A 22711-nucleotide genomic window follows, 5' to 3' on the forward strand; every position below is an offset into this window, starting at 1 on the left:
GGTCCGGGAGCGCTACTTCCGGCCGCCGAGCGCGAACAGCAGCAGCACGAAACCGGCGAACAGGTGGGTGGCGAAGATGTAGATGCCCGCGCGGATCAGCATCGCCTTGCGGCGCCGCTTCTCCTCGCTCGTACCGTCCCCGCCCGTACCGCTCCCGCCCGTACCGCTCCCGCTGGTACTGCCCTCGCTCACGCTGTCGTCGCTCGTGCTGGCGCTCATGGTGGTGCTTCTCCTCGGATCGGGCGGACGGGCCGGGCGCGGCTCAGCGGGGCCGACCGCCGGGGGCGCGCAGCTCGGTGAGCAGCGCGCCCTGGTCGGTGATCAGCTCGGTCAGGATCCGGCGGGCCGCGCGCAGCAGTTCGGCGACGTCCGGGGTGCTGAGCGCGTACACCACGGTGTTGCCCTCACGGGTCGCCGTGACCAGCTGGGTGCGGCGCAGCACCGCGAGCTGCTGGGAGAGGTTGGACGGCTCGACCTCGATCTCCGCCAGCAGCTCGCGCACCGGCCGGGGGCCGTCCTGGAGCAGTTCCAGGACCCGGATCCGTACGGGGTGGCCGAGGGTGCGGAAGAACTCCGCCTTGGCCTGGTACAGCGGCACCGGCATCGTCCGCGCTCTCCCTCGGGTCCGGCTGGATGGTCGTCCGGCCGGGCGGGGATCTCCGCCGCGGCCGGTAGGCATCATCGCGACAGATGAAGATTTCTTCAAGTCGTCACCGTGCGCAGCCGGGGTGCGCCGGAATCCGGAAGGCCCCGACCGGGCGCTCCGCCGGGCGGTCGCGATCGGGCCGGGGCATGCGAAAGCCGAGCCCGGGACGCTGCCAACTCCCGGGCTCGGCAGTCATGGTGATGAGCCGTCAGCAGACTACAGGCACATCGACCGTGGCCGGGACCTGCCCGCTCCAGAAGCCCTCGACGTCGAAGGAGACGTGCACGGTGGACCCGCACGGCACCGTGCTGGAGATGCCGTCGACCCGCACGGTGGAGACCTGGAACACGGTGCGGCCGTTCACGGTGCCGAGCGAGGCCCCGCCGGTCACGTTGGCCGACAGGTGGGTCACCAGCTCCTTCGGCGCCGGCGGCCACGGGGTGCCCGGGGACGGCGGGCCGGCCAGGCCGATCTTCCCGTAGACCGCGACACTGTCACCCGTCACGTCGGCGCAGGCGTAGGTGGCCAGGCCGGCCTGCAGGCTGGAGTAGCCGCAGGTGGTGACGGTGGCGGTGGTGGTGGCGGCGGCCGGGGTCGCGGCGATGGCCGGGACGGGGGCGGCGAGCAGGGTGACGGCGCCGGCGGCGATCCAGGTGGCGCGACTCATGCGGTTCATCGGTGCCTCCTCCTTCGGAGGGTATGAGGACGGACTGGGAACAGGTGACGTGGTACATATGACATTTCATAGGCCCACGACAGAAACTTTGACATGCGATTCCTCGGCCATGAGGCGGATTTACCCTCGGAAGTCAGGTGTCGACCGAAACTGAACCTTCGATGGCGCAATCAGCGCCGGACAGTCGAACGGGCGCCCCCGTCCAGGGGACGCCCGTGTGGAGCCCAGGTGAACCGTTTCCGAACGCCCCCGGAGCCGCCCTCGAAGCCGCCGCCGAAGCCACTGCCGAGCCGCCGCCGGCTCAGCCCAGCGAGCCGCGCAGGGCGTCGACCCGGGCCACCGCCTCGCTGAAGGCGTGCCGGTCCAGGCGGCCGTCGTCCAGGGCGGCGGCCAGCGCCTCGGTGGCCTCCTCGCCCTGCCGGGGGTCGCGCCCGGAGCAGAGCATCAGGTCCATCCCGGCCGCCGCGGCGGCCAGCGCGCGGTCACCGGGGCCGCCGTACGGGGCCAGTGCGTCCGCCTCCATGGCGTCGGTGACGGTCACGCCGTCGAAGCCGAGCCGGCCGCGCAGCTCGCCCTGGATGATCGCGTGCGAGAACCCGGCCGGGTGGTCCGGGTCCAGCGCCGGGTAGATCGCCCAGGAGGCCATCACCAGGCGCACGCCCGCCGCGATGGCCGCCCGGTACGGGGCCTCGCCGCGGGCGCGGAGCTGCGACAGCGGGACGTTCAGGGTGACCGGGCTCTCGTCGGTGTTCGCGCCCCGGGGCGCGGCGCCGAGACCGGGGAAGTGCTTGGCGGTCGCGGCCACGCCGAGGCCCTGCTGGGCGGTGAGGAAGGCGCTGCCCAACTCCGCCACCTTGGCCGGGTCCTGGCCGAAGGAGCGCTCGGAGTGGTCGATGAAGTTGTCCGGCGTGTCGTAGACGTCGAGCACCGGGGCGAGGTTGAGGTTCAGCCCGGCGTCGGTGAGGGTCCGGGCGGCACCGGCCCCGGACTCCGCCGCCGCGGCGACCGGGTTCGCCGCCAACCCGACGCGGCGGGCGGAGAGTTCGGGCGCACCGGGCAGCCGGCGGACCTTGCCGCCCTCCTGGTCGGTCATCAGCAGCAGCGGGCGCGGATGCGGCGCCTCGGCGGCGGCCTGCTTCAACTCGGCTATGGCATCGGCGAGTTGCTCCGGGCTGGTGATGTTCTCACCGAACAGGATCACCCCGGCGGCCCGGCCCTCCCGGATCGCCTGGAGCGTCGTGGCCGACGGTATCGGGCCCGGGTACGACAGCACGACCCGCCGCCCGGCGAGCACCCGGGAGTCCTCCTGCGCCAGGCCGGCCATCGCCGCGGTCCTCTCGTCCGGTGCACCCGGGACGCCCGGAGCGCTCGGGGCACCGCGCGGCGGGGCGGGCGAGCCGAGCGGCACCGGCCCGAGCGCGGCGCCCATGACGGCCAGCACCACCCCGAACTGGGCGACACTTCGGAACAGGGCCATCACGCCTCCCGGTCGACAGGTGACTTCGGCATGTCAACGTACCCAGGGGTGCGGCGCGGCATTCCCCCATACACCGTATTCATCCGATAATCCGACTCAATCTCCGCGAGGTGATGCCGCCCCGCCGACCAGCCGGCCCAGGACGGCCACGCCCTCGGCGATCTCGGACACCGAGCCCGCCGCGTAGCCGAGGACCAGGCCGGGCGGGTGCGGCAGCCGGGCGTGCCAGGACAGCGGCTGCACCTTGACCCCCTCCGCCAGGGCGGCGGCGGCCAACCCCGTATCGGTACGACCGCATCCCTCCGGGAGCGTCAGCATCAGGTGGAGGCCGGCCGCCGCGCCGTGCACCGTGGCCCCCGGCAGGTGGGTGCGGATGGCGTCGATCATCGCGTCCCGGCGGCGGCGGTGGCGGCGGCGCAGCAGCCGCAGGTGCCGGTCGAGGTCGCCGGACTCCATCAGCCGGGCGAGGACCAGCTGGGGCAGCACCGGGTTCCCGAGGTCGACGAACCGCTTGGCCTCCAGGACGGCGTCCCGCAGCCGGTCCGGGACCAGCAGCCAGCCGGTGCGCAACGCGGGGGCGAGCAGCTTGGAGACGCTGCCCGCGTAGCAGACCCGATCCGGCAGGACCGCCCGCAGGGCCGGGACGGGCGGACGGTCGTAGCGGTGCTCGGCGTCGTAGTCGTCCTCGATGACCAGGCCGCCCTCCGCCGCCCAGCGCAGCAGTTCGCGGCGCCGTTCGCCGCCGAGCACGACACCGGTCGGGAACTGGTGGGCGGGGGTGAGCAGGACGGCCGGGGCGCCGGTGGCGCGCAGCGCGTCGACCCGGACGCCCTCGGCGTCGACCGGGACGGGCGGGGTGGCGGCGAGCCAGTGGGCGAGGTGCTGCCGGACGCCGACCGAGCCCGGGTCCTCCACCGCGACCTCGTCGATGCCCGCCCGCCCGAGCGCGCGGCCGAGCAGGGCGAGCGCCTGGGCCGTACCGGCGACGATCAGCACCTCGTCGGGGTCGGCGCGGATGCCCCGGTTGCGGGCCAGCCAGTGGGCGACGGCCCGGCGCAGGACCGGGGTGCCGCGCACGTCGCCGTAGCCGAGGTCGGACGCGGCGAGGCCGTCGAGGACGGCCCGTTCGGCGCGCAGCCAGGCGGCGCGGGGGAAGGCCGCGAGGTCGGGCACGCCGGGGGTGAGGTCGATCCTGGCGGGGGCGCCGCGCAGCCGCTCGAAGACCTCGGGGTCGGGGTCGTCCCGGAACAGCGCGGGCACCTGGCGGGGCGGCCGCGCCGCGGGCACCTCCCCCGGTACGACGGCGGCCGTGACCGGTACGGCGGTGGCCGCGACCACGACCGTGCCGCCCCGCCCGCGGCCCGCGATCTGCCCCTCCTCGGCGAGGCGCCGGTAGGCGTCGGTCACCACCCCGCGGGAGACGCCGAGTTCGGCCGCCAGCACCCGGCCGGCGGGCAGCCGGGCCCCGACCGGGAGCCGCCCGTCGGCGACGGCCTCGCGCAGCCGGCGGGCGAGCCAGTCGGTGAGGCCGCCGGGCGGGGCCTCGGCGGTGTCGAGCTGGAGGAAGTCGGCGCCGGCCTCTTTGGACCGGTCGGATGCCTCGGCTTTGGACCTGTTCACCGGACCATAGTGGCGGCGAGGGTGGGGCCATGACCACGGAAACGACGGCGCCCGCGAACGCGGCGGCGCCGGAGCACGGGCTCGACCACGGCCCCGACTACGGCCCCGACTACGTCCACGGCTACTCGGAGACCGAGGCCCGGCGCCTCGGCGACCAGGCCGACACCCTCGCCGAACTGCTGCACGCCGGCACGGCCTACCCCGCGGGCAGCCGGGTGCTGGAGGCCGGCTGCGGGGTGGGGGCGCAGACCGTGCACCTGCTGGCCGCCAGCCCCGGCGTGCGGCTGACGGCGGCCGACCTCTCGGCGGACTCGCTGGCCCAGGCCCGCTCCCGGGTGGCCGCGCAGGCACCCGCCGCGGACGTCACCTGGCACCACGGCGACCTCCACCGACTGCCGTTCCCGGACGGCTCCTTCGACCACGTCTTCCTCTGCTTCGTGCTGGAGCACCTGACCGACCCCGCCGCCGGGCTGGCGGCGCTGCTCCGGGTGCTGCGGCCGGGCGGGACGATCACCGTGATCGAGGGCGACCACGGCTCGGCACTCTTCCACCCGGAGACCCCGGCGGCCCGCCGCACCGTCGACCACCTGGTCCGGCTGCAGGCCCGGGCGGGCGGCGACGGCCTGCTCGGCCGCCGCCTCCACCCGCTGCTGACGGAGGCCGGGTTCGCGCGGGTGACGGTCCGCCCGCGTACGGTCTACGCCGACGACGCCCGGCCCGCCCTGGTGGAGGGCTTCACCCGCCGGACCTTCGTCGCGATGGTCGAGGCCGTCCGGGCGGAGGCACTGGAGGCCGGACTGAGCACCCCGGAGGCCTTCGACCGGGGCATCGCGGAGCTGCGCCGCGCGGCCGAGCCGGGCGGGACGTTCCACTACACCTTCTTCAAGGCGGTGGCGGTCCGGCCGTAGCGCGGGCCCGCCGGGACCTGCTCCTGCCGGGGCGGGCCCCGCGGGCGGGGTCGTGGACGGGGGTCACGATCGCGCCCGCGGGGCCCGCCTGGGAGCCAAACCCCGACCGCGCTACTCCGGGCTGTCCCCGAGGTCCGCCAGCAGGGTGCGCATCGCCTCGACGAGCGCCGTCCGCTGCGCCTCGTCGAGGCCCGCCAGCATGCGGTACTCGGTGGCGAGGTGGTCGGGCAGCGCGCGGTCGATCAGGTCCCGGCCCTCGGGGGTGAGGGCGACCTCGCGGCTGCGGCCGTCCTGGTCGCTGCGGGCGCGGGTGACCAGTCCGCGGGCCTCCAGCCGGTCCAGCCGCTGGGTGATGGCGCCGGAGGTGACCATCGCGGACCGCATCAGGCCGGTGGGGGTGAGGCGGTAGGGCGGGCCGCTGCGCCTGAGGGTGGCGAGGACGTCGAAGGAGGCGGCGTCCAGACCGTGCTCGGCGAAGGTGCGGTTGAGCGCCGTGTCCACCAGCCGGTAGAGGCGTTTGAGCCGGCCGAACACCTCCATCGGGGAGACGTCCAGGTCGGGGCGCTCGGTGCCCCACTGCGCGACGACGCGGTCCACATGATCTGCCACGGGTTCAGGGTAGGCGATCCCCACCACATTCCTTAGCGCTGAGGTAACTGTGAGCCACGTCACTCACTCGATGCGGTGAAGAATGCCTTAGCGCTGAGATACATTGCCTTAGTGCTAAGAAATCGCCTCGCCCTCGTCCTGGTGACGGCCCTCGCCCCGGCGGTCTGGGGCACGACCTACCTGGTCACCACCGAACTCCTGCCACCCGGGCGCCCGCTGCTCGCCGCCGTCATCCGCTGCCTGCCCGCCGGACTCCTCCTGATCGCCCTCACCCGCCGTCTGCCGCAGGGCAGTTGGTGGTGGCGCTCGCTGATCCTCGGCGCGCTGAACATCGGGGTGTTCCAGGCGCTGCTGTTCATCGCCGCCTACCGTCTGCCCGGCGGCATCGCCGCCACCGTCGGCGCCGTCCAACCCCTGGTCACCGCCGGGCTCTCGGCCCTGGTCCTCGGCGACCGGCTCACCCTGCGCACCGTGCTGGCCGGGATCGCGGGCGTCGCCGGCGTCAGCCTGCTGGTACTGCGGGCCGACGCCGAGCCGGACGCGGTCGGGGTGGTCGCCGCGCTCGGCGGTGCCGTGGTGATGGCCGCCGGCATCGTCCTCTCCAAGCGCTGGGCCTCCCCCGCGCCGATGCTCGCCACCACCGGCTGGCAGCTCACCGCCGGCGGACTGCTGCTGGTGCCGGTCACGCTCCTCACCGAGGGCGCCCCACCGTCCCACTACAGCCTCGCCAACGTGCTCGGCTACACCTACCTCTGCCTGATCGGCGCGGCCGTCACCTACGTGCTCTGGTTCCGCGGGCTCCGCGCGCTGCCGCCGACCTCGGTCTCCTTCCTCGCCCTGCTCAGCCCGGTCGTCGCCACCCTGCTCGGCTGGCTTGCGCTCGGCCAGGACCTCAGCCCGCTCCAGGCGCTCGGCGCCCTGGTCGTGCTCGGCTCGCTGCTCGCCGCCCAGATCCAACGGCCGCGCACCGCAGCGGAGTCCGCACCCGGAGCCGGGCCGACGGCCGCCCCGCGGCCCGTCCGCGAGAACGCCTGACCCCGCCCCACCCTTCCCACCCCTTTCCCACCACCTCCAGGGAGTACCCCATGCGCATCACCGTGTTCGGCGCCACCGGCAACGTCGGCCGCCGGGTCGTGGCCGAGGCCCTGTCCCGCGGCCACCACGTCACCGCCGTCGTACGGGACCCGGCGAAGCCGCACGACCTGCCGTCCGCCGTCACCCTGGTCGTCGGCGACGCCCGGACGCCCGAGGACGTCGCCCGGATCGCGGCCGGACAGGACGTGGTGGTCACCGCCACCCGCCCGGTGCCCGGCAGCGAGCACGAGCTGGCCATCGCCACCAAGGGCCTGCTCGCCGGGATCGCCGGCACCGGCGTGCGGCTGCTGGCCGTCGGCGGCGCGGGCAGCCTGCTCGTCCCGGGCGGCGGCGGGACCACCCTGGTCGAAAGCCCCGGCTTCCCCGACGCGATCCGGCCCATCGCCCTGGCCTGCGGCGAGCAGCTCGACCTCTACCGCGCCGCCGACCCGGACACCGACTGGACGTACCTGAGCCCGGCCGCGCTGCTGGAGCCCGGCGTGCGCACCGGCCGGTTCCGGACCGGCCGCGACGAGCTGCTGGTCGACGCCGACGGCACCTCGGCGATCTCCATGGAGGACCTCGCCGTCGCACTCCTCGACGAGACCGAGCGGCCCGCCCACCGCCGGTCCCGCTTCACCGCCGCCTACTGACCACCTGCCCATCCACCTGACCACCCGAGGCCCTGGCACCCCCGCCCCGGCGGGGGTGTACTCAGCACCACCCCGAAGACGGCAGTGGGGGTGATCGATCGTCAGGCCGGGGCCGGACATGATCGTTCCTGTGACCAAGACCGTGACCAAGACCCCGGCCCAGAACCAGAACCAGACCCGGAGCAAGGCCGGGAGCCGGCCCGCCGAGACCGCCCCGCGGCGCGCCCGGCGCAGCCGCCGTGCCGTGCTGGCCGTCGCCGCCGCTGTGCTGGCCGGCCTGGCGGCGCCCGCCACCGCGGGGGCCGCCACCGGGCGTGACCCCGGCGACGCCGACCCGGCGCCCGCCCGGTACACCCACCAGAGCCTGAACTGGCAGCCCTGCGCCCAGCAGCCCGCGCTGGACTGCGCCGCCATGACCGCCCCGCGCGACTGGCACCACCCCGGCGTCGGGGCCGACCTGACCATCGCCGTCTCCCGGCACCGCGCCACCGACCCGGCCAAGCGCAAGGGCACCCTGCTGATGGCGGCCGGCGGCCCCGGCGGCTCGGGCCTGCTGCGCCCGGCCGGGCTGGCCGGCGCCGCCCCGGCGCTCGGCGCCGCGTACGACGTCGTCGGCTTCGACCAGCGCGGGGTCGGCGAGAGCACCAAGGCGGTCTGCCAGACCCCGGAGGAGTTCCAGGAGTTCCTGGCCGGCGACTACCGCGACCAGTCCCCCGCCGCGATCGACCGGGTCATCGCCAACTCGAAGAAGCTGGTCGCCGGTTGCCAGGAGCGCAGCGGGGACCTCCTCCCCTACCTGACCACCGAGCAGACGGCCCACGACATCGACCTGTTCCGCGGCCTGCTCGGCGAGCGAAGGCTCAGCTACTACGGCCCGTCCTACGCCTCCATGATCGGCGCCTACTACGGGACGCTCTTCCCGCACCGGGTCGAACGGATGGTGCTGGACAGCAACATCGGCTTCGACGGCACCTGGGAGGCCTTCGAGCTGGGCCAGCCGATGAGCTTCCAGCGCCGCTTCGACGAGGACTTCGTGCCCTGGCTCGCGGCCCGGGACGCCACCTACCACTGGGGCGCCACGCCGGAGCAGGTGCGGGCGCACTGGGAGCAGCGGCGGGCCGCGCTGCACGACTCCCCCATCGTCGAGGGCCCGGTGACGATCGGCCCGAACCAGCTGGACAGCCTCACCATGTCGGCGATCTACCGGGCGGCCAACTTCCCCGACCTGGCCGGGATCCTGGCCACCGTCGACGACTGGCAGGGCGCCGCTCCGGCGACCAGGGCGGCGGCCGCGAAGGCCTTCAACAGCTACCTCAGCCCGGAGTTCCTCGCCGAGTACTTCGCGGTGACCTGCAACGACACCCCGTGGACCAGGGACCTGGGCAGCTGGATCGAGCGCGGCGCCGAGAACACCGCCCGCTGGCCGCTGGCCGGGGCCCGGACGCTCGCCTTCAGCGCGGTCTGCGCCGCCTGGCCGGTCGCCCCGGCGCCCAAGGTCACGGTGACCGGCGCCCACCTGCCGACCACGCTGATGCTCAACTCGGTGCACGATCCGGCGACCTACTACGAGGCGGCGCTCGGCGCCCACCGCGCGCTGCGCGGCTCCAGGCTGGTCACCGTCACCGGGAGCGGCGACCACGGCCAGTACCCCACGTCCAACACCTGCGTCAGCGCGGTGGTCGAGCGCTACCTGCTGGACGGCACCGCACCGGGGCGCGACCTCACCTGCCCCTCCCCGCAGGCCGGTTGAGACCGGCCGCCGGTCAGTTCCGGGGCCGCGCCCGCAGTCTGCCCCGGAGCCAGGCGAAGCCGACGGCCAGCCCGGCGAACCCTCCGACGGCGAGCTTGATCCCGGCCTTGGCGACGATCCAGCCGACCCACGGGACGCCCCACCCCAGCCAGTGGAACACGGCCAGCAGGACCGCGGCGCCGGACAGCGCCGCAAGCAGGGTGACCACGACGGCGGCGGCCCGTGAGAGCTCCCGCGGGCCGTCGGCGTGCTCCTCCGCGGCCGTGCCGTCCGGGTCGGCGGTCGGGTCCTTCGTCATCTCGTTCGTACCCCCCTCGGTCATGAGGGCGATGATACGGCGTCAGCGGTAGGCGTGGTGGGTGTCCCCGACGTGCTCGCCGGTCTCGTCGTCGGGGAAGCTGACGGCCATGGTGACGCGGTACTCGTGGACGTCCTCGCGGTGTCCCGGCACCCGCGCCCAGGCCAGCGAGTGCACCTCGGCCTCGGGGGCCTGCCGGCACCAGGCGGCGGCCTCCTCCAGGACGCCGGCGGGGGACCGCCCGGTGCACACCACGGCGGTGTACGCGGCGACCGCGACGTCCCCACCGGAGCGGCGGGTGCGCGACACCGCCCGGACGGCCGCGGCGGCCTGGGTCAGGTCACGGGCCAGGTCGTCCACCACCCGAGGGGGAGCCGGCAGGACGACCGTCCCCTCGGCGAGGGTCTCCGGCAGGTTCGGGCTCACGGTCTGGACCTCCATCCGCATCATCACGCGGCACAGCATGCCGGGCAGTCATTCCTGGCATGCCCATTTTCACCAGAACGTCACCCGTCCAGGGCCAAGTCGGGGTCGCGCCCTGGCGTCCCGACGTCCTTCCTGGTAGTGGCGCCACCGACGCCCTCCGACGTTCCAGCAGGTCAGCAGGGGCGGCAGCGGGCGGCGCCGGGGGGCCCGAAACGCCGCGGACGCACCACCCCCGTGCCCCGAACCGCCGGTCCGGCGCCCGGGAGCGCCCGTCCCACCGGTGTTGGCCTCCCGGTCAACTCTCCGTACCAGAACGGGAGTTGCCGCCGGGTCGCGGTCGGGAAGCGGTAGGCGGCGCAGGCGGCCGGACGGCACGGCGCCCGGCCGCACCCCCGCTGAGGTGCCGAGTTAACCCCTCGGAGGGCTCCGGTCCGCCTCCCGGTCACCCTGTCCCTGTCAGATCGTCGTGATACTAATCGTGGCGGCGGCGGGCCCGGTCCTCGGCTGGACGGGCACGATGACGACAGCTCAACCGTTCCGGAAGGGTCCGGACGGCAACGGGGAGGGGCAGCGGATGACGGTGCGGATCGGCAAGGCCAAGGACGGGCGGAAGGTCCGGATAGGCAAGCGGGTCACGGGGACGGCGGCGGCCTTCGCCGCGCTGGCCGCGCTGACCGGCTCTCAGGTGACGGGCATCGGGCTCGCCCCGGCCGCGGTCGCCGACGCCGGTCCGGCGAACGGCGCCGCCGATCAGGGCGCCGGCCGCTACCTGCCCGGCGGCGGCCCCTCGACGGACCTCCCCGGCACCTTCGGCACCGGCGTGCCGGCCGACGGCGGCGGCACCGTCCAGCTCCCGCAGCCTCCCGGCACCCTGCCCGGCCTGCCCTCGGCCGGCCCGTTCGCGGCCACCGGCCCCGCGCTGCCCGCCACCGTGCTCGCCGCCTACCGCCAGGCCGAGGCCTCGCTGGCGCAGCGCTCGCCGGGCTGCCACCTGCCCTGGCAGCTGCTCGCCGCGATCGGCCAGGTCGAGTCCGGCCAGGCCAACGGCGGCCAGGTGGACGCCGCCGGCACGACGCTGACGCCGATCCTCGGCCCGGCCCTGGACGGCAACGGCTTCGCCGCGATACCCGACAGCGACGGCGGCCGCTACGACGGCGACGCCCGCTGGGACCGCGCCGTCGGGCCGATGCAGTTCATCCCCTCCACCTGGGCCTCCTGGGGCGTGGACGCCAACGGCGACGGCAAGGCCGACCCGAACAACATCTTCGACGCCGCCGAGAGTGCCGGCCGCTACCTGTGCGCGGGCGGACGCGACCTCGCCGACCCGGCGCAGCTCGACCGGGCGATACTCAGCTACAACAACTCCGGCGAGTACCTGCGGACGGTGCGCAACTGGATGGCGCACTACGGCAGCGGCACGGTGACGACGGTCCCGAACCGTCCGGGCTCCCCGGTGCCGCCCGCCCCGCTGCCCTCGCCGTACCTCCCGGGCCTGCCCACCGGCGGTTCGGGCACGGGCACCGGCGGCACGCCCAGCACGGAGCCGCAGCCGCCCGCACCGGTCACGCCGACGCCGGACCAGTCGCCGAGCCCCCAGCCGACGACGACCCCGAGCGCCACCGCCACGCCCACACCCGGCGGTTCGAGCTCGCCGTCGGCGACGCCGACGACCACCCCGAGCGGCGGCGCCTCCCCGACGGCGACGCCGACCGGCACGCCCACCACCACTCCGACCGGTACGCCCACGGGTACCCCGACCGGTACGCCCACCAGCTGCCCGGACCCGACGGCCACCCCCACCGGCACGCCCACCCCGACGGGCTCCCCGTCCCCGGCCGCCACGCCCACCGGCACCCCGACGGCGACGCCCCTCCCGGGCTGCCCCACCCCCACCCCGACCGCGACGGACACCCCGAGCGGCGCGCCCAGCACCACTCCCAGCGCCGCCTTCTCGCCGTCGGCCGCCCCGACGAAGTGAGCAAAGGGGCGCGGTTCCTCCTGAGGAACCGCGCCCCGCTCAACCGGCGCTGCCGGTCACTGCCTCACGGCCGCGCGCCGTTGTCCGACCCGACCACCCGGAAGCGCCGGGCGACGACCGGCGTTCGCCGAACCGCGGCCCGCCCGGATCAACGGATTCCTCCCCGCGCGCAACGGCCCCGGCCGGGCTCCGGCGCCGCGACGTCCACTGACGCCCGCGGCGCCGGGCACCCGCCCCGGCGGCTCAGAGGTGCTTGACCAGCTCCGGCATCAGGTCCTGGAAGGTCCGCCCGCTGGCGGGCTGGCCGATCGCGGTCATCTGCCAACCCGTGGCCGTGCGCTGCACCTTGGCCATGACCTGGGCGGTGTACGGGCCGCCGGCGGTGAGCGTGTAGCGGGCCAGCTCGACGCCGGTGGTCTCGTCCACCAGCCGGCAGAAGGCCGCCTCGACCTCCTGGAAGGTCTGCCCGGTGAAGGAGTTGACGGTGAAGACGATCTGGTCGACCTCGGCGGAGACGGCGGTCAGGTCGACCGTGATCGACTCGTCGTCGGTCGCGTCGCCCGCGCCGCCGACCAGGTTGTCCCCGCTGTGCCGGACCGAGCCGTCGTTGCTGTTGAGGTGCTGGAAGAACACCACGTCCACCGGACGCCCCTGGGCGAACAGCACCGCCGAGGCGTCCAGGTCGATCTCCCGGCCGGCGGCGAGCAGCTTGGCGAAGAAGCCCTTGCGCTCCGCCGCCTTCCAGCCGAGGCCCATCCGGACCAGGCTCAGTTGTCCACCGCCCGGCTTCTCCAGGCTGATCTTCTGTCCCTTGGCCAGCGAAACGCTCATCGCGTCCTCCTCGTTCTGCCACCGCCCGTGCCGCGAATCTACAGCACTGTAGAGAATTTATGATCATCGACGGCGCCCTGCGAGCACCCCTACCCCGAACTCCCCCGGACCTCACCCCGACAACGGTCCGCACACTGAGGGAACCGGCGGTCAGACGTCTGGCGTAGCCGTGGACCGCGACCGGACGACCGGGGCGGCGCACGGTCTAGGGTCGGCCCCGGGACCGCCGCCGGCAACCACGGCGCGCCGTCCGCGCACCGATCGCCGTACGCCACGATCCACCGTGCCCACGATCCACCGTGCTCACCACTCGCAGTGCTCACGACCGTTCCCGGGCCAGGCCGACCCGCGCCGGCCCGCTCACGCTGGGGGGACCACCATGCCCGAGCAGCACGAAGGAACCGAACAGCACACCACCCCCGAACGCCCGGGGGGATCCCGCCTCGGCCGCCGCAGACTGCTCCGGGCCGGCCTCGGCGCCGGCGGCGCGCTGGCCACCGTCCGGCTGCTGAACGGCGGCGCCGCCTGGGCCGCCGGGCCGCCGCCCGCACCGGCCGCGGCCGAGGACTACGGAAACTCGGAGTACCAGGGCCAGTGGCCCACGTCCCACCTGGCCGCCGGCCCCGGGACCGCCGCGCAGACCTGGCCGGACTGGGCCCGCTACGCCCGCATCGCCGACGGCACCTTCAACGAGCCCGCCGACATGCAGAGCGCCGTGGACGCCCTCAAGGCGCAGGAGGTCAGCGTCATCGAGCTGGACACCCTGCTCTCCGACTGGCTCACCGACGCCCAGTTCGCCGCGCACATGGCCGAGGTGAAGCAGTTCACCGGCCTGGCCCACGCCGCCGGCCTCAAGGTCGTCATGTACTACCCGTCGCTGGAGCTGATCTCCCCCGGCGGCGAGAAGGGCCGCTCCTTCTACAAGAACGACCAGGGCAAGAACTGGGTCCAGCGCGACCTCGCCGGCAAGCCCAACGTGTTCTACGGCAGCGTGGTGGTCTGGGTCGACCCGGGCGACGAGAGCGTCTGGCTCAGCCCCAACTCGCCCTGGCGGGACTACTACCTCAAGCGGATCAAGGGCGTGGCCGCGACCGGCGTGGACGGCATCTGGCCGGACGTCCCGATCTACTTCGACGGCGTGCAGACCTGGTGCGACGCCTCCACCTGGGGCGCCGCCGCGTTCAAGGCCGACACCGGCCTCGCCCTGCCCACGGCCGCGAACTTCGCCGACCCGGTCTTCCGCCGCTACGTCGAGTGGCGCCACCGCAACCTGCTCCAGTTCCAGCTGGACATCGCCGACGCGGGCCGCTCGGTCAACCCCGACCTGGTCACCTTCGTCGAAACCGTGTCGATGGACTACCGCTACGCCACCTCGATCGGCCTGGACGGCGGCTACCTGCGCCAGGCCCCCGGCGCCGTCAGCCAGGTCTGGGAGGTGGACATCCTCGGCAACTACGACGGCATGCGGCACGCCACCGCCTCCGACTGGGTCTGCCTGATCTCCATGTACAAGTACGCCCGCGCCGCCAGCGGCACCAAGCCGGCCTGGGCGTTCTCCTACGGCTGGCAGGCCGACGACGCCTCGCTGGTGATGTCCCAGCTGATCGCGGCCGGCTGCAACCCGTACGAGGTGAAGACCCCGTTCAAGAACGACACCGTGGACGCCGCGATGCGCACCCGGATGTACCGCTTCGTGCGCACCAACCAGACGAAGCTCTACGACCCGGCCTCGATCGCGCAGGTCGGCGTCTACCACTCGGCGCCGTCCCGGGACTACGTGGCCCCGGGCGAGGGCAACGGGATGTACGTCAACGCCAAGGCCCCGGCCGGGATCGCCGACTGGTGGGGCGGCGACGACCCGCAGATGAGCTGCGCCTCGCTCCCCTGGCTCGGCGAGTTCCGGGGAACCGTCAAGGCTCTGGTCTACGCCCACGTCCCGTTCGACACGGTGTCCAGCCCCGGCCTGACCGCCGACGACCTGGCCCGGTTCAAGGTGCTGCTGCTGCCCAACCTCCAGGCGGTCTCGGACACCGAGGCGGCGCTGCTGCGCGGCTTCGTCTCGGCTGGCGGAACCATCGTGATCACCGGACCGGCACCCACCGCGCTGGACGAACTCGGCGGCCAGCGCACCGAGTTCGCGCTCTCCGACGTGCTCGGCCTGCGCAAGGCCGACCCGCTTCCCACCGGCAAGCGGAACTCCTACGGCAGCGGCAGCTGTTGGTACGTCAAGGCACTGCCCGGGCTGAGCTACCTCACCAAGACCGACCAGGCCTCGGCGGACCAGCTGCTCACCGCCGTCCAGCAGGCCGCCCCGCCGGCGGTCACCCTCGCCGGGGACCGCCGGATCTTCCTGGACGCCCGGCGGCTCGGCGCCGACACCGTCGTCCACCTGGTGAACTTCACCAACTTCGGCGACACCCCGGCGGCGTTCCGCAGCGCACCCGCCAACTGCACGCTCTCCTACGCCCTCCCGGCCGGGGCGGGCGTCACCGCCGTCACCGTCGCGAGCCCGGACGGCACCGACCCGGCGCCCAAGGCCGTCCCGTACACCGTCACCGGCGCGACGGTCAGCGTGCCGCTGACCGTCGCCCAGTACTCGGTGGTGACGATCACCGTCGGCTAGCCGTTTCCAGGGGCCTGGATGCGCCAGAGGGCGGCGGGGTTGGCCTCGCCGCCCGGGGCGGACTCGAAGGCGATCCACCGCCCGTCCGGGGACCAGCTCGGCGCGCCGTCGTAGGCGGTGTCGTCGCGGGTCACCCGGACGGGAGTGCCGCCGCCCGCGTCCACCACGAAGACCTGGGCGTTCGGCAGGTCGCCGAGGTTGGAGGAGAAGACCAGGAAGCGGCCGTCCGGGGACCAGCTCGGGTCGGTGTGCTCGCCCGGCGCGTCGGTGACCCGCCGCAGTCCGCCGCCGTCCGCGTCCACCGTCCACAGCGACCAGTCCTCGCGGCCCGCGCTCCGCCGCTGGAAGACGATCCGGTCGCCCTTCGGGGACCAGTTCGGCTGCCGGTTGTCGGATCCGGTGCCCCGGCCGTCCACCAGCAGGACGGGCGCGCCGCCGCTGCGGCGGACCTTCCAGAGCGAGTCCTGCTCGGCCGCGTCGCCGTGCACCGCGGCGTGCTCCGGCTCCCAGCTCTGCTGGAAGACGATCCACTCGCCGTCCGGGGAGAAGCTCGGTTCGCTGTAACCGCTGCCGTCGGCGTGGCTGGTCACCCGCTCGGGGGCGCCGCCCGGCTTCATCAGCCAGACCTCGTCGTGCCCGGACTCCCGGTCGGTGGCGAAGGCGAAGGCGTCGGCGGCGGCGTTCCAGCTGCTGCCGGGGAGGTTGACGGCCGCCTTGTCGGGATCCTCCAACACCGTACGCGGCGCGCCGCCGTCCAGCGGCAGGACGCCGAGGGCGGCGGCGCCCTTGTTGTAGCCCCCGCTGAACTCGGTCAGCAGCACCGAGCGGCCGTCCGGGGCGAAGGCCGGGTTCTGCGCGCTGTGGCCGCCCCCGGCGCGGTAGAGCAGCCGGGCACCGTCGGCGCGGCGCTCGGCCCCACTCGGGGAGGTGCCACTCGGGGCCGCGCCGGTCGGGGCCGCGCCGGTCGACGACCCGCCGACCGACGGCGCACCCGTCGGTCCGGGCACCGGCTCCTCCTCGGAACCGGAGCCCGAGCTGCCGCAGCCGGCCAGGAGCACGACGGCAGCCAAGACCGCCGGGAGCATGCGAGTCCTCATGCCCCACAAGCTAGTTGACGAACTGTCAGTTGTCGTACGCCGTCAGGCGGATCAGGGCGCAGCCGTCCGGCAGGCCCCGCCGGCGCCCCCGCCCTTCATCCGCCGCTCCGCTCCAGCCGCACCAGCGCGTCCACCGCGACCCGGCCGCCCTGGCCGCCCCCGTTCGCCTCGGCGCCCTCGACGCGCTCGGCGCTCTCGCCGCTCCCGGCGCCCGCAGCGCCCTTGTGGCCTGGCTCGCCGCCGACCGTCCGGTGCACCCGCTCGGCGCGGACGGTGCGCAGCCCGCGGTCGGCGAGGTCCGCCAGGACGTCCTCCGGGGTGAAGAGCACGGCCGGGTCCTGCGGGCCGCCGACCCCCTCGGTGAGGTTGCTCAGGTCGTGCCCGATGACCAGCAGGGTGCCGCCGGGGCTGAGCGCGTCGGCGGCGCGGCGCAGCGCGGCCCGGCGCTCCGCGGCGGGGATCTGCAGGTAGGCGACCAGGACGAGGTCGTAGCCGGCGGCGGGGGCCTCGTAGGCGCGGGCGTCGCCGTGGCGCCAGGTGAGCCGGTCGGCGACCTCGTCGGGCAGCTCGGCGGTGAGCCGTTCGGCGCGCTCCAGGGCGACGGCGGAGAAGTCCAGTCCGGTGACCTCCCAGCCCTGGGCGGCCAGCCAGATCGCGTTGCGGCCCTCTCCGGCGGCCAGGTCCAGCGCGTGGCCGGGAGTGCGCCCGGCCAGTTCGCGGACCACCCACCGGTTGGGCGCGGCACCCCACACCAGCTCGCTCGCGGCGTAGCGGTCGTCCCAGTCCTGGCTGTCCATCGCGCGTCCTCCGTTCGACGGGCCTGCTCGTACCGGCCAACCTACCGGGCCGCCGCCGACCCGGCAGGGAACGGTCCAGCGGGCGGACACCCTTGACGGCGAATATTGGTCCAGTCCAATCTGTTCAGTCGTGACGTGCACGGGTCGGCCGCCCGTCGCGTCCGCACTCCGCTCGTCCGCACACCGCTCGTCAGCACGCGTCACCAGCCCGCGCGCCCCCACCGCGCCCGGGCCGGCTCCCCTCGGCCCGTCCCGGGCCACCGCACCGCCGGAACCCCCCACACATCCGGAGGACCCACCGCATGCACGACCGCGTCACGCCCGCACGGCCCGCCCACCCCGCCGGGGAGCGCGCCGACCGCCGGGCCGCCCAGCGCAGAAGAGCCACCGCACTGGCCCTGGCCGCCACGCTGACCACCAGCGGCGCCGCCATCGCCCTCACCTTCGGTTCCGCCTCGGCCGCCCCGGTCAACCTGCTGGCCAACGGCGACTTCGAGACCGGCACCCTGGCCGGCTGGACCTGCTCCAACGGCTCGGTCGTCACCACCCCGGTGCACGGCGGGAGCCGCGCGCTCGCCGGCGCCGCCTCGGCCGGCGACACCGCGCAGTGCCAGCAGACCGTCACCGTCCAGCCGAACACCACGTACACCCTGGCCGGCTGGGTCCAGGGCAGCTACGTCTACCTGGGCGCCACCGGCACCGGCGTCAACTCCTCGGCCTGGACGCCGGGCGCGACCGGCTGGAACCAGCTGAGCACCACCTTCACCACCGGCGCCACCACCACCTCCGTCACGGTCTTCACCCACGGCTGGTACGGCACCGGCACCTACTACGCGGACGACCTCACGCTGACCGGCCCGGCCGGCCCCACCTCGTCCACCAGCCCGACGGCCACCGGCAGCCCGACCGCCACGGCCAGCCCGACGGCCACCGCGAGCCCCACCGCCACCGGCAGCCCCACCGGGAGCCCGACGGCGACCGGCAGCCCGACGGGCACCCCCACGACCACCACCCCGACCCCGACGGCCACCGCGAGCGGCCCGGCCGGGGACGGCAAGGTCACCACCCCGACCGGCTTCGCGGTCACCAGGACCACATCCAACGCGGTGGTGCTCACCTGGCAGCCGTCCACCCTCACCAGCGGCGACGGCCCGGTCGCCTACAAGGTGTGGTCCAACGGCCAGCTGGTCGCCACCTCGATGGGCACCTCCGTCACGGTCAGCTCGCTGCTGCCGGGCAGGAGCTACACCTTCAGCGTCCAGGGCTACTCCGGCAGCCACGCCTCCGCCCAGTCCGCGCCGGTGAGCACCACGACCGCGGCCGCCCCCGCCCAGCAGCCGATCCGCTCCGCCTACTTCGACCAGTGGGGCGTCTACGAGAACGCGTACAACGCCAAGAACGTCGACACCAGCGGCGCGGCGGGCAAGCTGGACGTCGTCCACTACGCGTTCGCCAACATCGACCCGACGAAGTTCACCTGCTTCCAGGCGGTGAAGGCCTCCGACTCGGCCAACGAGTCCAACCCGAACGCCGGTGACGGCGCGGGCGACGCCTACGCCGACTACCAGGCCGACTACAGCTCCGCCACCAGTGTGGACGGCAGCAGCGACACCTGGGAGCAGCCGCTCAAGGGCAACTTCAACCAGCTGCGCCAGCTGAAGGCCAAGTACCCGAACCTGCGGTTCACCATCTCGATCGGCGGCTGGACGTACTCCAAGTACTTCTCCGACGCGGCGGCCACCGACTCCTCCCGCAAGGCCTTCGTCTCCTCGTGCGTCGACATGTTCCTCAAGGGGAACCTGCCGACCGGCGTGGCCGGTGACGCCTCCGGCGGCGCGGCCTCGGCGGCGGGCCTCTTCGACGGCGTCGACCTCGACTGGGAGTACCCGGGCTCGGCCGGCGGCCACACCGGCAACCACTACTCCGCGGCCGACAAGCAGAACTACACCCTGCTGCTCAAGGAGTTCCGCACCCAGCTGGACGCCCTCGGCGCCGCCCAGGGCAAGCGCTACCTGCTGACCGCCGCACTGCCCAGCGGCCAGGACAAGGTCGCCCAGCTGGAGACCGACAAGATCGGCGCCTACCTGGACTACGCGGACGTGATGTCCTACGACATGCACGGCGCGTGGGACGCCACCGGCCCGACCAACCACCAGGACCCGCTGCACGACAGCCCGGCCGACCCGACCACGCCGATCACCCCGGGCACCCGCAAGTACAACGTGGACACCACGCTCGCCGCGTACACCACCGGCCTGCCCGAGTACGGCATCCCCGGCGGCTTCCCCGCGAACAAGATCGTGCTGGGCATCCCGTTCTACTGGCGCGGCTGGACCGGCGTCCCGGCCGGCTCCAACTACGGCCTGTACCAGAGCGCGACCGGCCCGACGGCGAAGAAGCCGCTGAGCCAGGAGGCCGGCCTGGCCGCCTGGAAGGAGCTCAACCCGACCGCGGCCCAGACCCACTGGGACCCGGTCACCGAGAGCAGCTGGGTCTACGACGGCACCAACTTCTGGACCGGTGACACCCCGCAGGCCGTCCAGGCGCGCGGGGCCTACGCCAAGGCCAAGGGCCTGGGCGGGCTGTTCGCCTTCTCCCTGGAGAACGACGACGCCTCCGGCACCATGCTCAACTCGATGGACAGCAGCCTTCGCTGACGTTTCGTCACGCTTCGTCAGGAATGAGCGATGGCCCGCGCGGAGAATCCGCGCGGGCCATCCGCGGTCTTCCCGTCCCGGGCTCGGCCGTCGCGACCCGGCCGGCCGCGGCTCAGCGCGGCGGCACCGGGTCCGCCCCGCCCGCGCCCGGGCGGCAGCGCAGCAGCCGCCCGGCGGTCAGCCGGGCCCCGCGCAGCGCACCGTGCCGGTGCAGCGCCCGCACCGCGTAGGTCGAGCAGGACGGCGTGTACGGGCAGCAGGCCGGACGGCGGGGGCTGACCTCGGCGCGGTAGTAGCGCACCGCGCCGTACAGCACCCCAGCCGCGAACCCGCGCGGGGCGGGGGCGGACGGATCGGCCGCCCGGCGACCGCGCGCCCCGGTGAGGGCGAACCGGACACCGGAGACCATCATCACCGGGATCAGGGCGATCAGGCAGGGGTCGGCGAACTCGCAGCAGCCGTCGACGCAGCAGTCCGCGCCCTCGTCCCGGGCGCGCTTGCGCCGCTGGGCCTTGGCGTGGTCCTCCTTGCGGTAGCGCTCCCGGTAGTCCTCCCAGGCCCGGCGCTGCTTCTTCCGCCGGAGCCGTTCCGAGGCGGGCAGCCACCACCAGGCGCGCTCCGGGCGGGCCGGCGGGAAGTGGGCGCCGAGATCCGGCGTCGGGTCGGACACTGCTGACGATCTCCTCGTTCTCGTCGCCGGGGGCCGACCCCCGACGATCCGGGCAAGATTATCCGAAGATCATCTGCCCGGATCCGCCCGGCGGCCGGCGGCCCGCAAGCAGCGGCCCGCGACCGGCGAGCAGCGGCCGGAGACCGGCTCAGCCGCCGAGGTTGAGCGAGGGGAAGAGGTCCTCGAACGGCTGGGTGGTCACCGAGACGCTCCGGGAGAAGGGGTTGTCGAAGTCCCAGATCATGAACAGCAGGAAGGCGATCAGCACGCTGAAGCAGAGCGCCAGGGTCAACTCCCTCGGCGTGCGCCGGATCTGGAGCGCGAAGAGCATGCCGACGGTCACCACCGCGCCGCCGATCAGGCCGAACCAGACCACCCCGGGCATCGTCGGCCCGGCGTTCTGTCCGCGCGAGTTGCGGGACTCGGACGCCTGGCTGACCCGGTCCATGATCGGCTGGTAGCCCTGCGACTCCAGGTCGGAGGCGGGCGAGCGGGTGGCGATGTCGTTCTGGAGCTTCTGGAGCAGCTGGTCGCCCTTCTCGGTGATGCCACCGGTCTCCTGCATGTAGGACCACTCGGTGTTCACCACGTACGAGACGTAGGTGTCCACGTCGGCCCGGACCTGGTCGCGGAACTCCGCCGGGTAGATCACCGCACGGTCGCTGATCTCGCGCAGCGACTGCGCCTCGCGGAACAGGTCGTCCTGGGCGGCGCCGCGCGCCTCCCAGACACCCGCGATGGCGAGACCGAGGACGATCGCGTAGACCACCCCGATCATCATCGTGATGTACTCGATGACATCCGGGGTCTCGTCGGCACTCTCCTCGATCGGTCGGCGCTGCCTCAGCACCACCACCGCCATCACGACGGCACAGGCCGACGCCATGGCGATGATCAACGCCACCCACTCGGACATGGGAACTCCCTTCTCTGGCTTGGCTTGTGACGGAACGGAAAGCTCAAGGGGGCGGCCCCCCGACCGCTTCGGCACGGGCCGGTTCGGTTCGGGACCGGGCGGTAGGACGGGCCCCCGCCGACCGGGAACCGGTCGGCGGGCCGTCAGGGGACGGTCAGGACGGGCCCGAACGGCCGCCGCGTCCTCGGCCACCACGGCCCGGGCGCAGGGCCGCCGCCGCGAGCACACCGGGGACCATGATCACCAGCAGCATGGTGGTCATCGAAGTGCCCTGGTGCTGCCGGGCCATGGGGGCGGGCTTCGCCCTGGGGGCGTGGAACACCGGCTGCGCCGACGGGGTCGGCCACAGCGGGCTCGGACGGGCCGAACTCGGCGAGGCCGCGGGGCTGGGGGCCGCCGGACCGGGCGCGGCCGGGCTCGGGACCGCCGGCGCGGGAGCCGCCGGAACGGGGAGCGGCGGGGCCGGTACGGGGGCGGGCGCCGCCGGGGCCGGGGACGCCGGCGCGGGGGCGGCCGGGGAGGGCCCCGGTGCGGGTGCCGACGGCGGCACGGAGGGCGGCACCGAAGGAGCCGGGGACGCCGAAGGTGCGGGCGACGCGGGCGACGGGCTGGGGGACGGCGTCGGGCTGGGGGACGGTGAGGTCGGCGACGCCGTGGCAGTAGGGCTCGGAGTCGCGCTCGGACTCGGCGTGGGGCTCGGAGTCGGCGTGGGGCTCGGAGTCGGTGACGGCGTGGGAGTCGGCGACGGCGTGGCGGTCGGTGTGGGGGTGCGGGTCGGAGTCCGAGTTGGCGTCGGCGTCGGCGTCGGCGTCGGAGTGGGCGTCGGGCTGGGCGTGTGGGTGAGGGTCGGCGTCGGGCTCGGTGTGGGCTTCGGGCTCGGACTGGGGCTCGGGCACGGATGGTGGTGGTGATGGTGATGGTGGTGCCAGCCGTGGTCGCCGTACTCGTCGTCGCCGTACCCGTCGTCGTACTCGTCGTCATCGCCGTCGTCGTGGCCCGGCCCGA

At 74.4% G+C, this 22711-nt stretch carries 21 protein-coding genes; 8 read left to right on the forward strand and 13 right to left on the reverse strand.

From position 1 onward, the window contains the following. Window positions 1–12 precede the first annotated feature (12 nt). From AMK13_RS30085 to pdxR, 5 genes are all read right to left on the reverse strand, one after another. Window positions 13–219: a DUF6126 family protein gene (locus tag AMK13_RS30085; protein ID WP_074004898.1), complete on the reverse strand. Its 207-nt coding sequence runs from the start codon at window positions 217–219 to the stop codon at window positions 13–15. A gap of 43 nt (window positions 220–262) precedes the next feature. Next, window positions 263–604: an ArsR/SmtB family transcription factor gene (locus tag AMK13_RS30090; RefSeq protein ID WP_049656769.1), complete on the reverse strand. Its 342-nt coding sequence runs from the start codon at window positions 602–604 to the stop codon at window positions 263–265. Between the two features lie 250 nt (window positions 605–854). After that, the gene (locus AMK13_RS42340) at window positions 855–1322 is read right to left on the reverse strand and encodes a hypothetical protein (protein ID WP_049656770.1); all 468 of its coding nucleotides are present in this window, start codon (window positions 1320–1322) and stop codon (window positions 855–857) included. 301 nt (window positions 1323–1623) lie between these two features. Then, on the reverse strand, window positions 1624–2799 hold the full coding sequence (locus tag AMK13_RS30100; protein WP_074004899.1) for a glycoside hydrolase family 3 N-terminal domain-containing protein: 1176 nt from the start codon (window positions 2797–2799) through the stop codon (window positions 1624–1626). A gap of 96 nt (window positions 2800–2895) precedes the next feature. Then, complete coding sequence (gene pdxR / locus AMK13_RS30105; RefSeq protein WP_074004900.1) at window positions 2896–4419, reverse strand: MocR-like pyridoxine biosynthesis transcription factor PdxR; 1524 nt, start codon at window positions 4417–4419, stop codon at window positions 2896–2898. A gap of 29 nt (window positions 4420–4448) precedes the next feature. On the opposite strand from pdxR, the gene AMK13_RS30110 reads away from it, so the two are divergent. After that, the gene (locus tag AMK13_RS30110) at window positions 4449–5327 is read left to right on the forward strand and encodes a methyltransferase domain-containing protein (RefSeq protein WP_074004901.1); all 879 of its coding nucleotides are present in this window, start codon (window positions 4449–4451) and stop codon (window positions 5325–5327) included. 111 nt (window positions 5328–5438) lie between these two features. On the opposite strand, the gene AMK13_RS30115 is transcribed toward AMK13_RS30110, so the two are convergent. Continuing rightward, window positions 5439–5936, reverse strand: a complete 498-nt coding sequence (locus AMK13_RS30115) for a MarR family winged helix-turn-helix transcriptional regulator (protein WP_074004989.1) — start codon at window positions 5934–5936, stop codon at window positions 5439–5441. A 111-nt stretch (window positions 5937–6047) separates the two neighbouring features. On the opposite strand from AMK13_RS30115, the gene AMK13_RS30120 reads away from it, so the two are divergent. From AMK13_RS30120 to AMK13_RS30130, 3 genes are all read left to right on the forward strand, one after another. Further along, complete coding sequence (locus AMK13_RS30120; protein ID WP_074004902.1) at window positions 6048–6971, forward strand: EamA family transporter; 924 nt, start codon at window positions 6048–6050, stop codon at window positions 6969–6971. Window positions 6972–7021: 50 nt separating this feature from the next. Continuing rightward, window positions 7022–7663 (forward strand): NAD(P)-dependent oxidoreductase, encoded by a 642-nt coding sequence (locus AMK13_RS30125; protein ID WP_074004903.1) that lies wholly within the window; start codon window positions 7022–7024, stop codon window positions 7661–7663. 130 nt (window positions 7664–7793) lie between these two features. Continuing rightward, window positions 7794–9413 (forward strand): alpha/beta hydrolase, encoded by a 1620-nt coding sequence (locus tag AMK13_RS30130; protein WP_241853090.1) that lies wholly within the window; start codon window positions 7794–7796, stop codon window positions 9411–9413. Window positions 9414–9426: 13 nt separating this feature from the next. Here AMK13_RS30130 and AMK13_RS30135 read toward each other — a convergent pair whose 3' ends face one another. Together AMK13_RS30135 and AMK13_RS30140 are read right to left on the reverse strand one after the other, a co-directional pair. After that, window positions 9427–9735 (reverse strand): hypothetical protein, encoded by a 309-nt coding sequence (locus AMK13_RS30135; protein WP_143204667.1) that lies wholly within the window; start codon window positions 9733–9735, stop codon window positions 9427–9429. An 18-nt stretch (window positions 9736–9753) separates the two neighbouring features. Next, entirely contained in the window at window positions 9754–10164 is a 411-nt protein-coding gene (locus tag AMK13_RS30140; protein WP_143204668.1) for a hypothetical protein, read from the reverse strand. A 490-nt stretch (window positions 10165–10654) separates the two neighbouring features. On the opposite strand from AMK13_RS30140, the gene AMK13_RS30145 reads away from it, so the two are divergent. Further along, the gene (locus AMK13_RS30145; RefSeq protein WP_338016351.1) at window positions 10655–12115 is read left to right on the forward strand and encodes a lytic transglycosylase domain-containing protein; all 1461 of its coding nucleotides are present in this window, start codon (window positions 10655–10657) and stop codon (window positions 12113–12115) included. A gap of 243 nt (window positions 12116–12358) precedes the next feature. Here AMK13_RS30145 and AMK13_RS30150 read toward each other — a convergent pair whose 3' ends face one another. Beyond that, window positions 12359–12946 (reverse strand): TerD family protein, encoded by a 588-nt coding sequence (locus tag AMK13_RS30150; RefSeq protein ID WP_049656177.1) that lies wholly within the window; start codon window positions 12944–12946, stop codon window positions 12359–12361. A gap of 379 nt (window positions 12947–13325) precedes the next feature. Here AMK13_RS30150 and AMK13_RS30155 point away from each other — a divergent pair, with 379 nt between their 5' ends. Next, on the forward strand, window positions 13326–15569 hold the full coding sequence (locus AMK13_RS30155) for a hypothetical protein (RefSeq protein ID WP_241853091.1): 2244 nt from the start codon (window positions 13326–13328) through the stop codon (window positions 15567–15569). On the opposite strand, the gene AMK13_RS30160 is transcribed toward AMK13_RS30155, so the two are convergent. Then, window positions 15566–16666 carry a TolB family protein gene (locus tag AMK13_RS30160; protein ID WP_074004906.1) on the reverse strand — a complete coding sequence of 367 codons (1101 nt, stop codon included), beginning with the start codon at window positions 16664–16666 and terminating at the stop codon, window positions 15566–15568. The two genes, AMK13_RS30155 and AMK13_RS30160, sit on opposite strands and share 4 nt — an antisense overlap. A 95-nt stretch (window positions 16667–16761) precedes the next feature. After that, on the reverse strand, window positions 16762–17463 hold the full coding sequence (locus AMK13_RS30165) for a class I SAM-dependent methyltransferase (protein ID WP_074004907.1): 702 nt from the start codon (window positions 17461–17463) through the stop codon (window positions 16762–16764). 302 nt (window positions 17464–17765) lie between these two features. Between AMK13_RS30165 and AMK13_RS30170 the strand changes: the two genes are divergently transcribed. Beyond that, window positions 17766–20120 carry a glycosyl hydrolase family 18 protein gene (locus tag AMK13_RS30170; protein WP_079272609.1) on the forward strand — a complete coding sequence of 785 codons (2355 nt, stop codon included), beginning with the start codon at window positions 17766–17768 and terminating at the stop codon, window positions 20118–20120. Between the two features lie 112 nt (window positions 20121–20232). Here the strand turns inward: AMK13_RS30170 and yidD are convergent, their stop codons facing one another. Further along, a complete protein-coding gene (gene yidD / locus AMK13_RS45300; protein WP_241853092.1) occupies window positions 20233–20790 on the reverse strand; it encodes a membrane protein insertion efficiency factor YidD in 558 nt (185 codons plus the stop codon). A 148-nt stretch (window positions 20791–20938) separates the two neighbouring features. Further along, the gene (locus tag AMK13_RS30180; RefSeq protein WP_049660896.1) at window positions 20939–21706 is read right to left on the reverse strand and encodes a bestrophin-like domain; all 768 of its coding nucleotides are present in this window, start codon (window positions 21704–21706) and stop codon (window positions 20939–20941) included. 236 nt (window positions 21707–21942) lie between these two features. Between AMK13_RS30180 and AMK13_RS44265 the strand changes: the two genes are divergently transcribed. After that, entirely contained in the window at window positions 21943–22617 is a 675-nt protein-coding gene (locus tag AMK13_RS44265; protein ID WP_198959469.1) for a hypothetical protein, read from the forward strand. Window positions 22618–22711: the final 94 nt, after the last annotated feature.

Source organism: Streptomyces sp. CB02056, from assembly GCF_001905545.1.
Classification (GTDB): domain Bacteria; phylum Actinomycetota; class Actinomycetes; order Streptomycetales; family Streptomycetaceae; genus Kitasatospora.

Coding starts and splice junctions, on each gene's coding strand:
- AMK13_RS30085 (WP_074004898.1), bottom strand. CDS start 219: ATGAGCGCCAGCACGAGCGACGACAGCGTGAGCGAGGGCAGTACCAGC.
- AMK13_RS30170 (WP_079272609.1), top strand. CDS start 17,766: ATGCACGACCGCGTCACGCCCGCACGGCCCGCCCACCCCGCCGGGGAG.
- AMK13_RS30145 (WP_338016351.1), top strand. CDS start 10,655: ATGACGACAGCTCAACCGTTCCGGAAGGGTCCGGACGGCAACGGGGAG.
- AMK13_RS30150 (WP_049656177.1), bottom strand. CDS start 12,946: ATGAGCGTTTCGCTGGCCAAGGGACAGAAGATCAGCCTGGAGAAGCCG.
- AMK13_RS30180 (WP_049660896.1), bottom strand. CDS start 21,706: ATGTCCGAGTGGGTGGCGTTGATCATCGCCATGGCGTCGGCCTGTGCC.
- AMK13_RS30100 (WP_074004899.1), bottom strand. CDS start 2,799: ATGGCCCTGTTCCGAAGTGTCGCCCAGTTCGGGGTGGTGCTGGCCGTC.
- AMK13_RS42340 (WP_049656770.1), bottom strand. CDS start 1,322: ATGAACCGCATGAGTCGCGCCACCTGGATCGCCGCCGGCGCCGTCACC.
- AMK13_RS30155 (WP_241853091.1), top strand. CDS start 13,326: ATGCCCGAGCAGCACGAAGGAACCGAACAGCACACCACCCCCGAACGC.
- AMK13_RS30160 (WP_074004906.1), bottom strand. CDS start 16,666: ATGAGGACTCGCATGCTCCCGGCGGTCTTGGCTGCCGTCGTGCTCCTG.
- AMK13_RS30165 (WP_074004907.1), bottom strand. CDS start 17,463: ATGGACAGCCAGGACTGGGACGACCGCTACGCCGCGAGCGAGCTGGTG.
- AMK13_RS30125 (WP_074004903.1), top strand. CDS start 7,022: ATGCGCATCACCGTGTTCGGCGCCACCGGCAACGTCGGCCGCCGGGTC.
- AMK13_RS44265 (WP_198959469.1), top strand. CDS start 21,943: ATGATCACCAGCAGCATGGTGGTCATCGAAGTGCCCTGGTGCTGCCGG.
- AMK13_RS30135 (WP_143204667.1), bottom strand. CDS start 9,735: ATGACCGAGGGGGGTACGAACGAGATGACGAAGGACCCGACCGCCGAC.
- AMK13_RS30090 (WP_049656769.1), bottom strand. CDS start 604: ATGCCGGTGCCGCTGTACCAGGCCAAGGCGGAGTTCTTCCGCACCCTC.
- AMK13_RS30110 (WP_074004901.1), top strand. CDS start 4,449: ATGACCACGGAAACGACGGCGCCCGCGAACGCGGCGGCGCCGGAGCAC.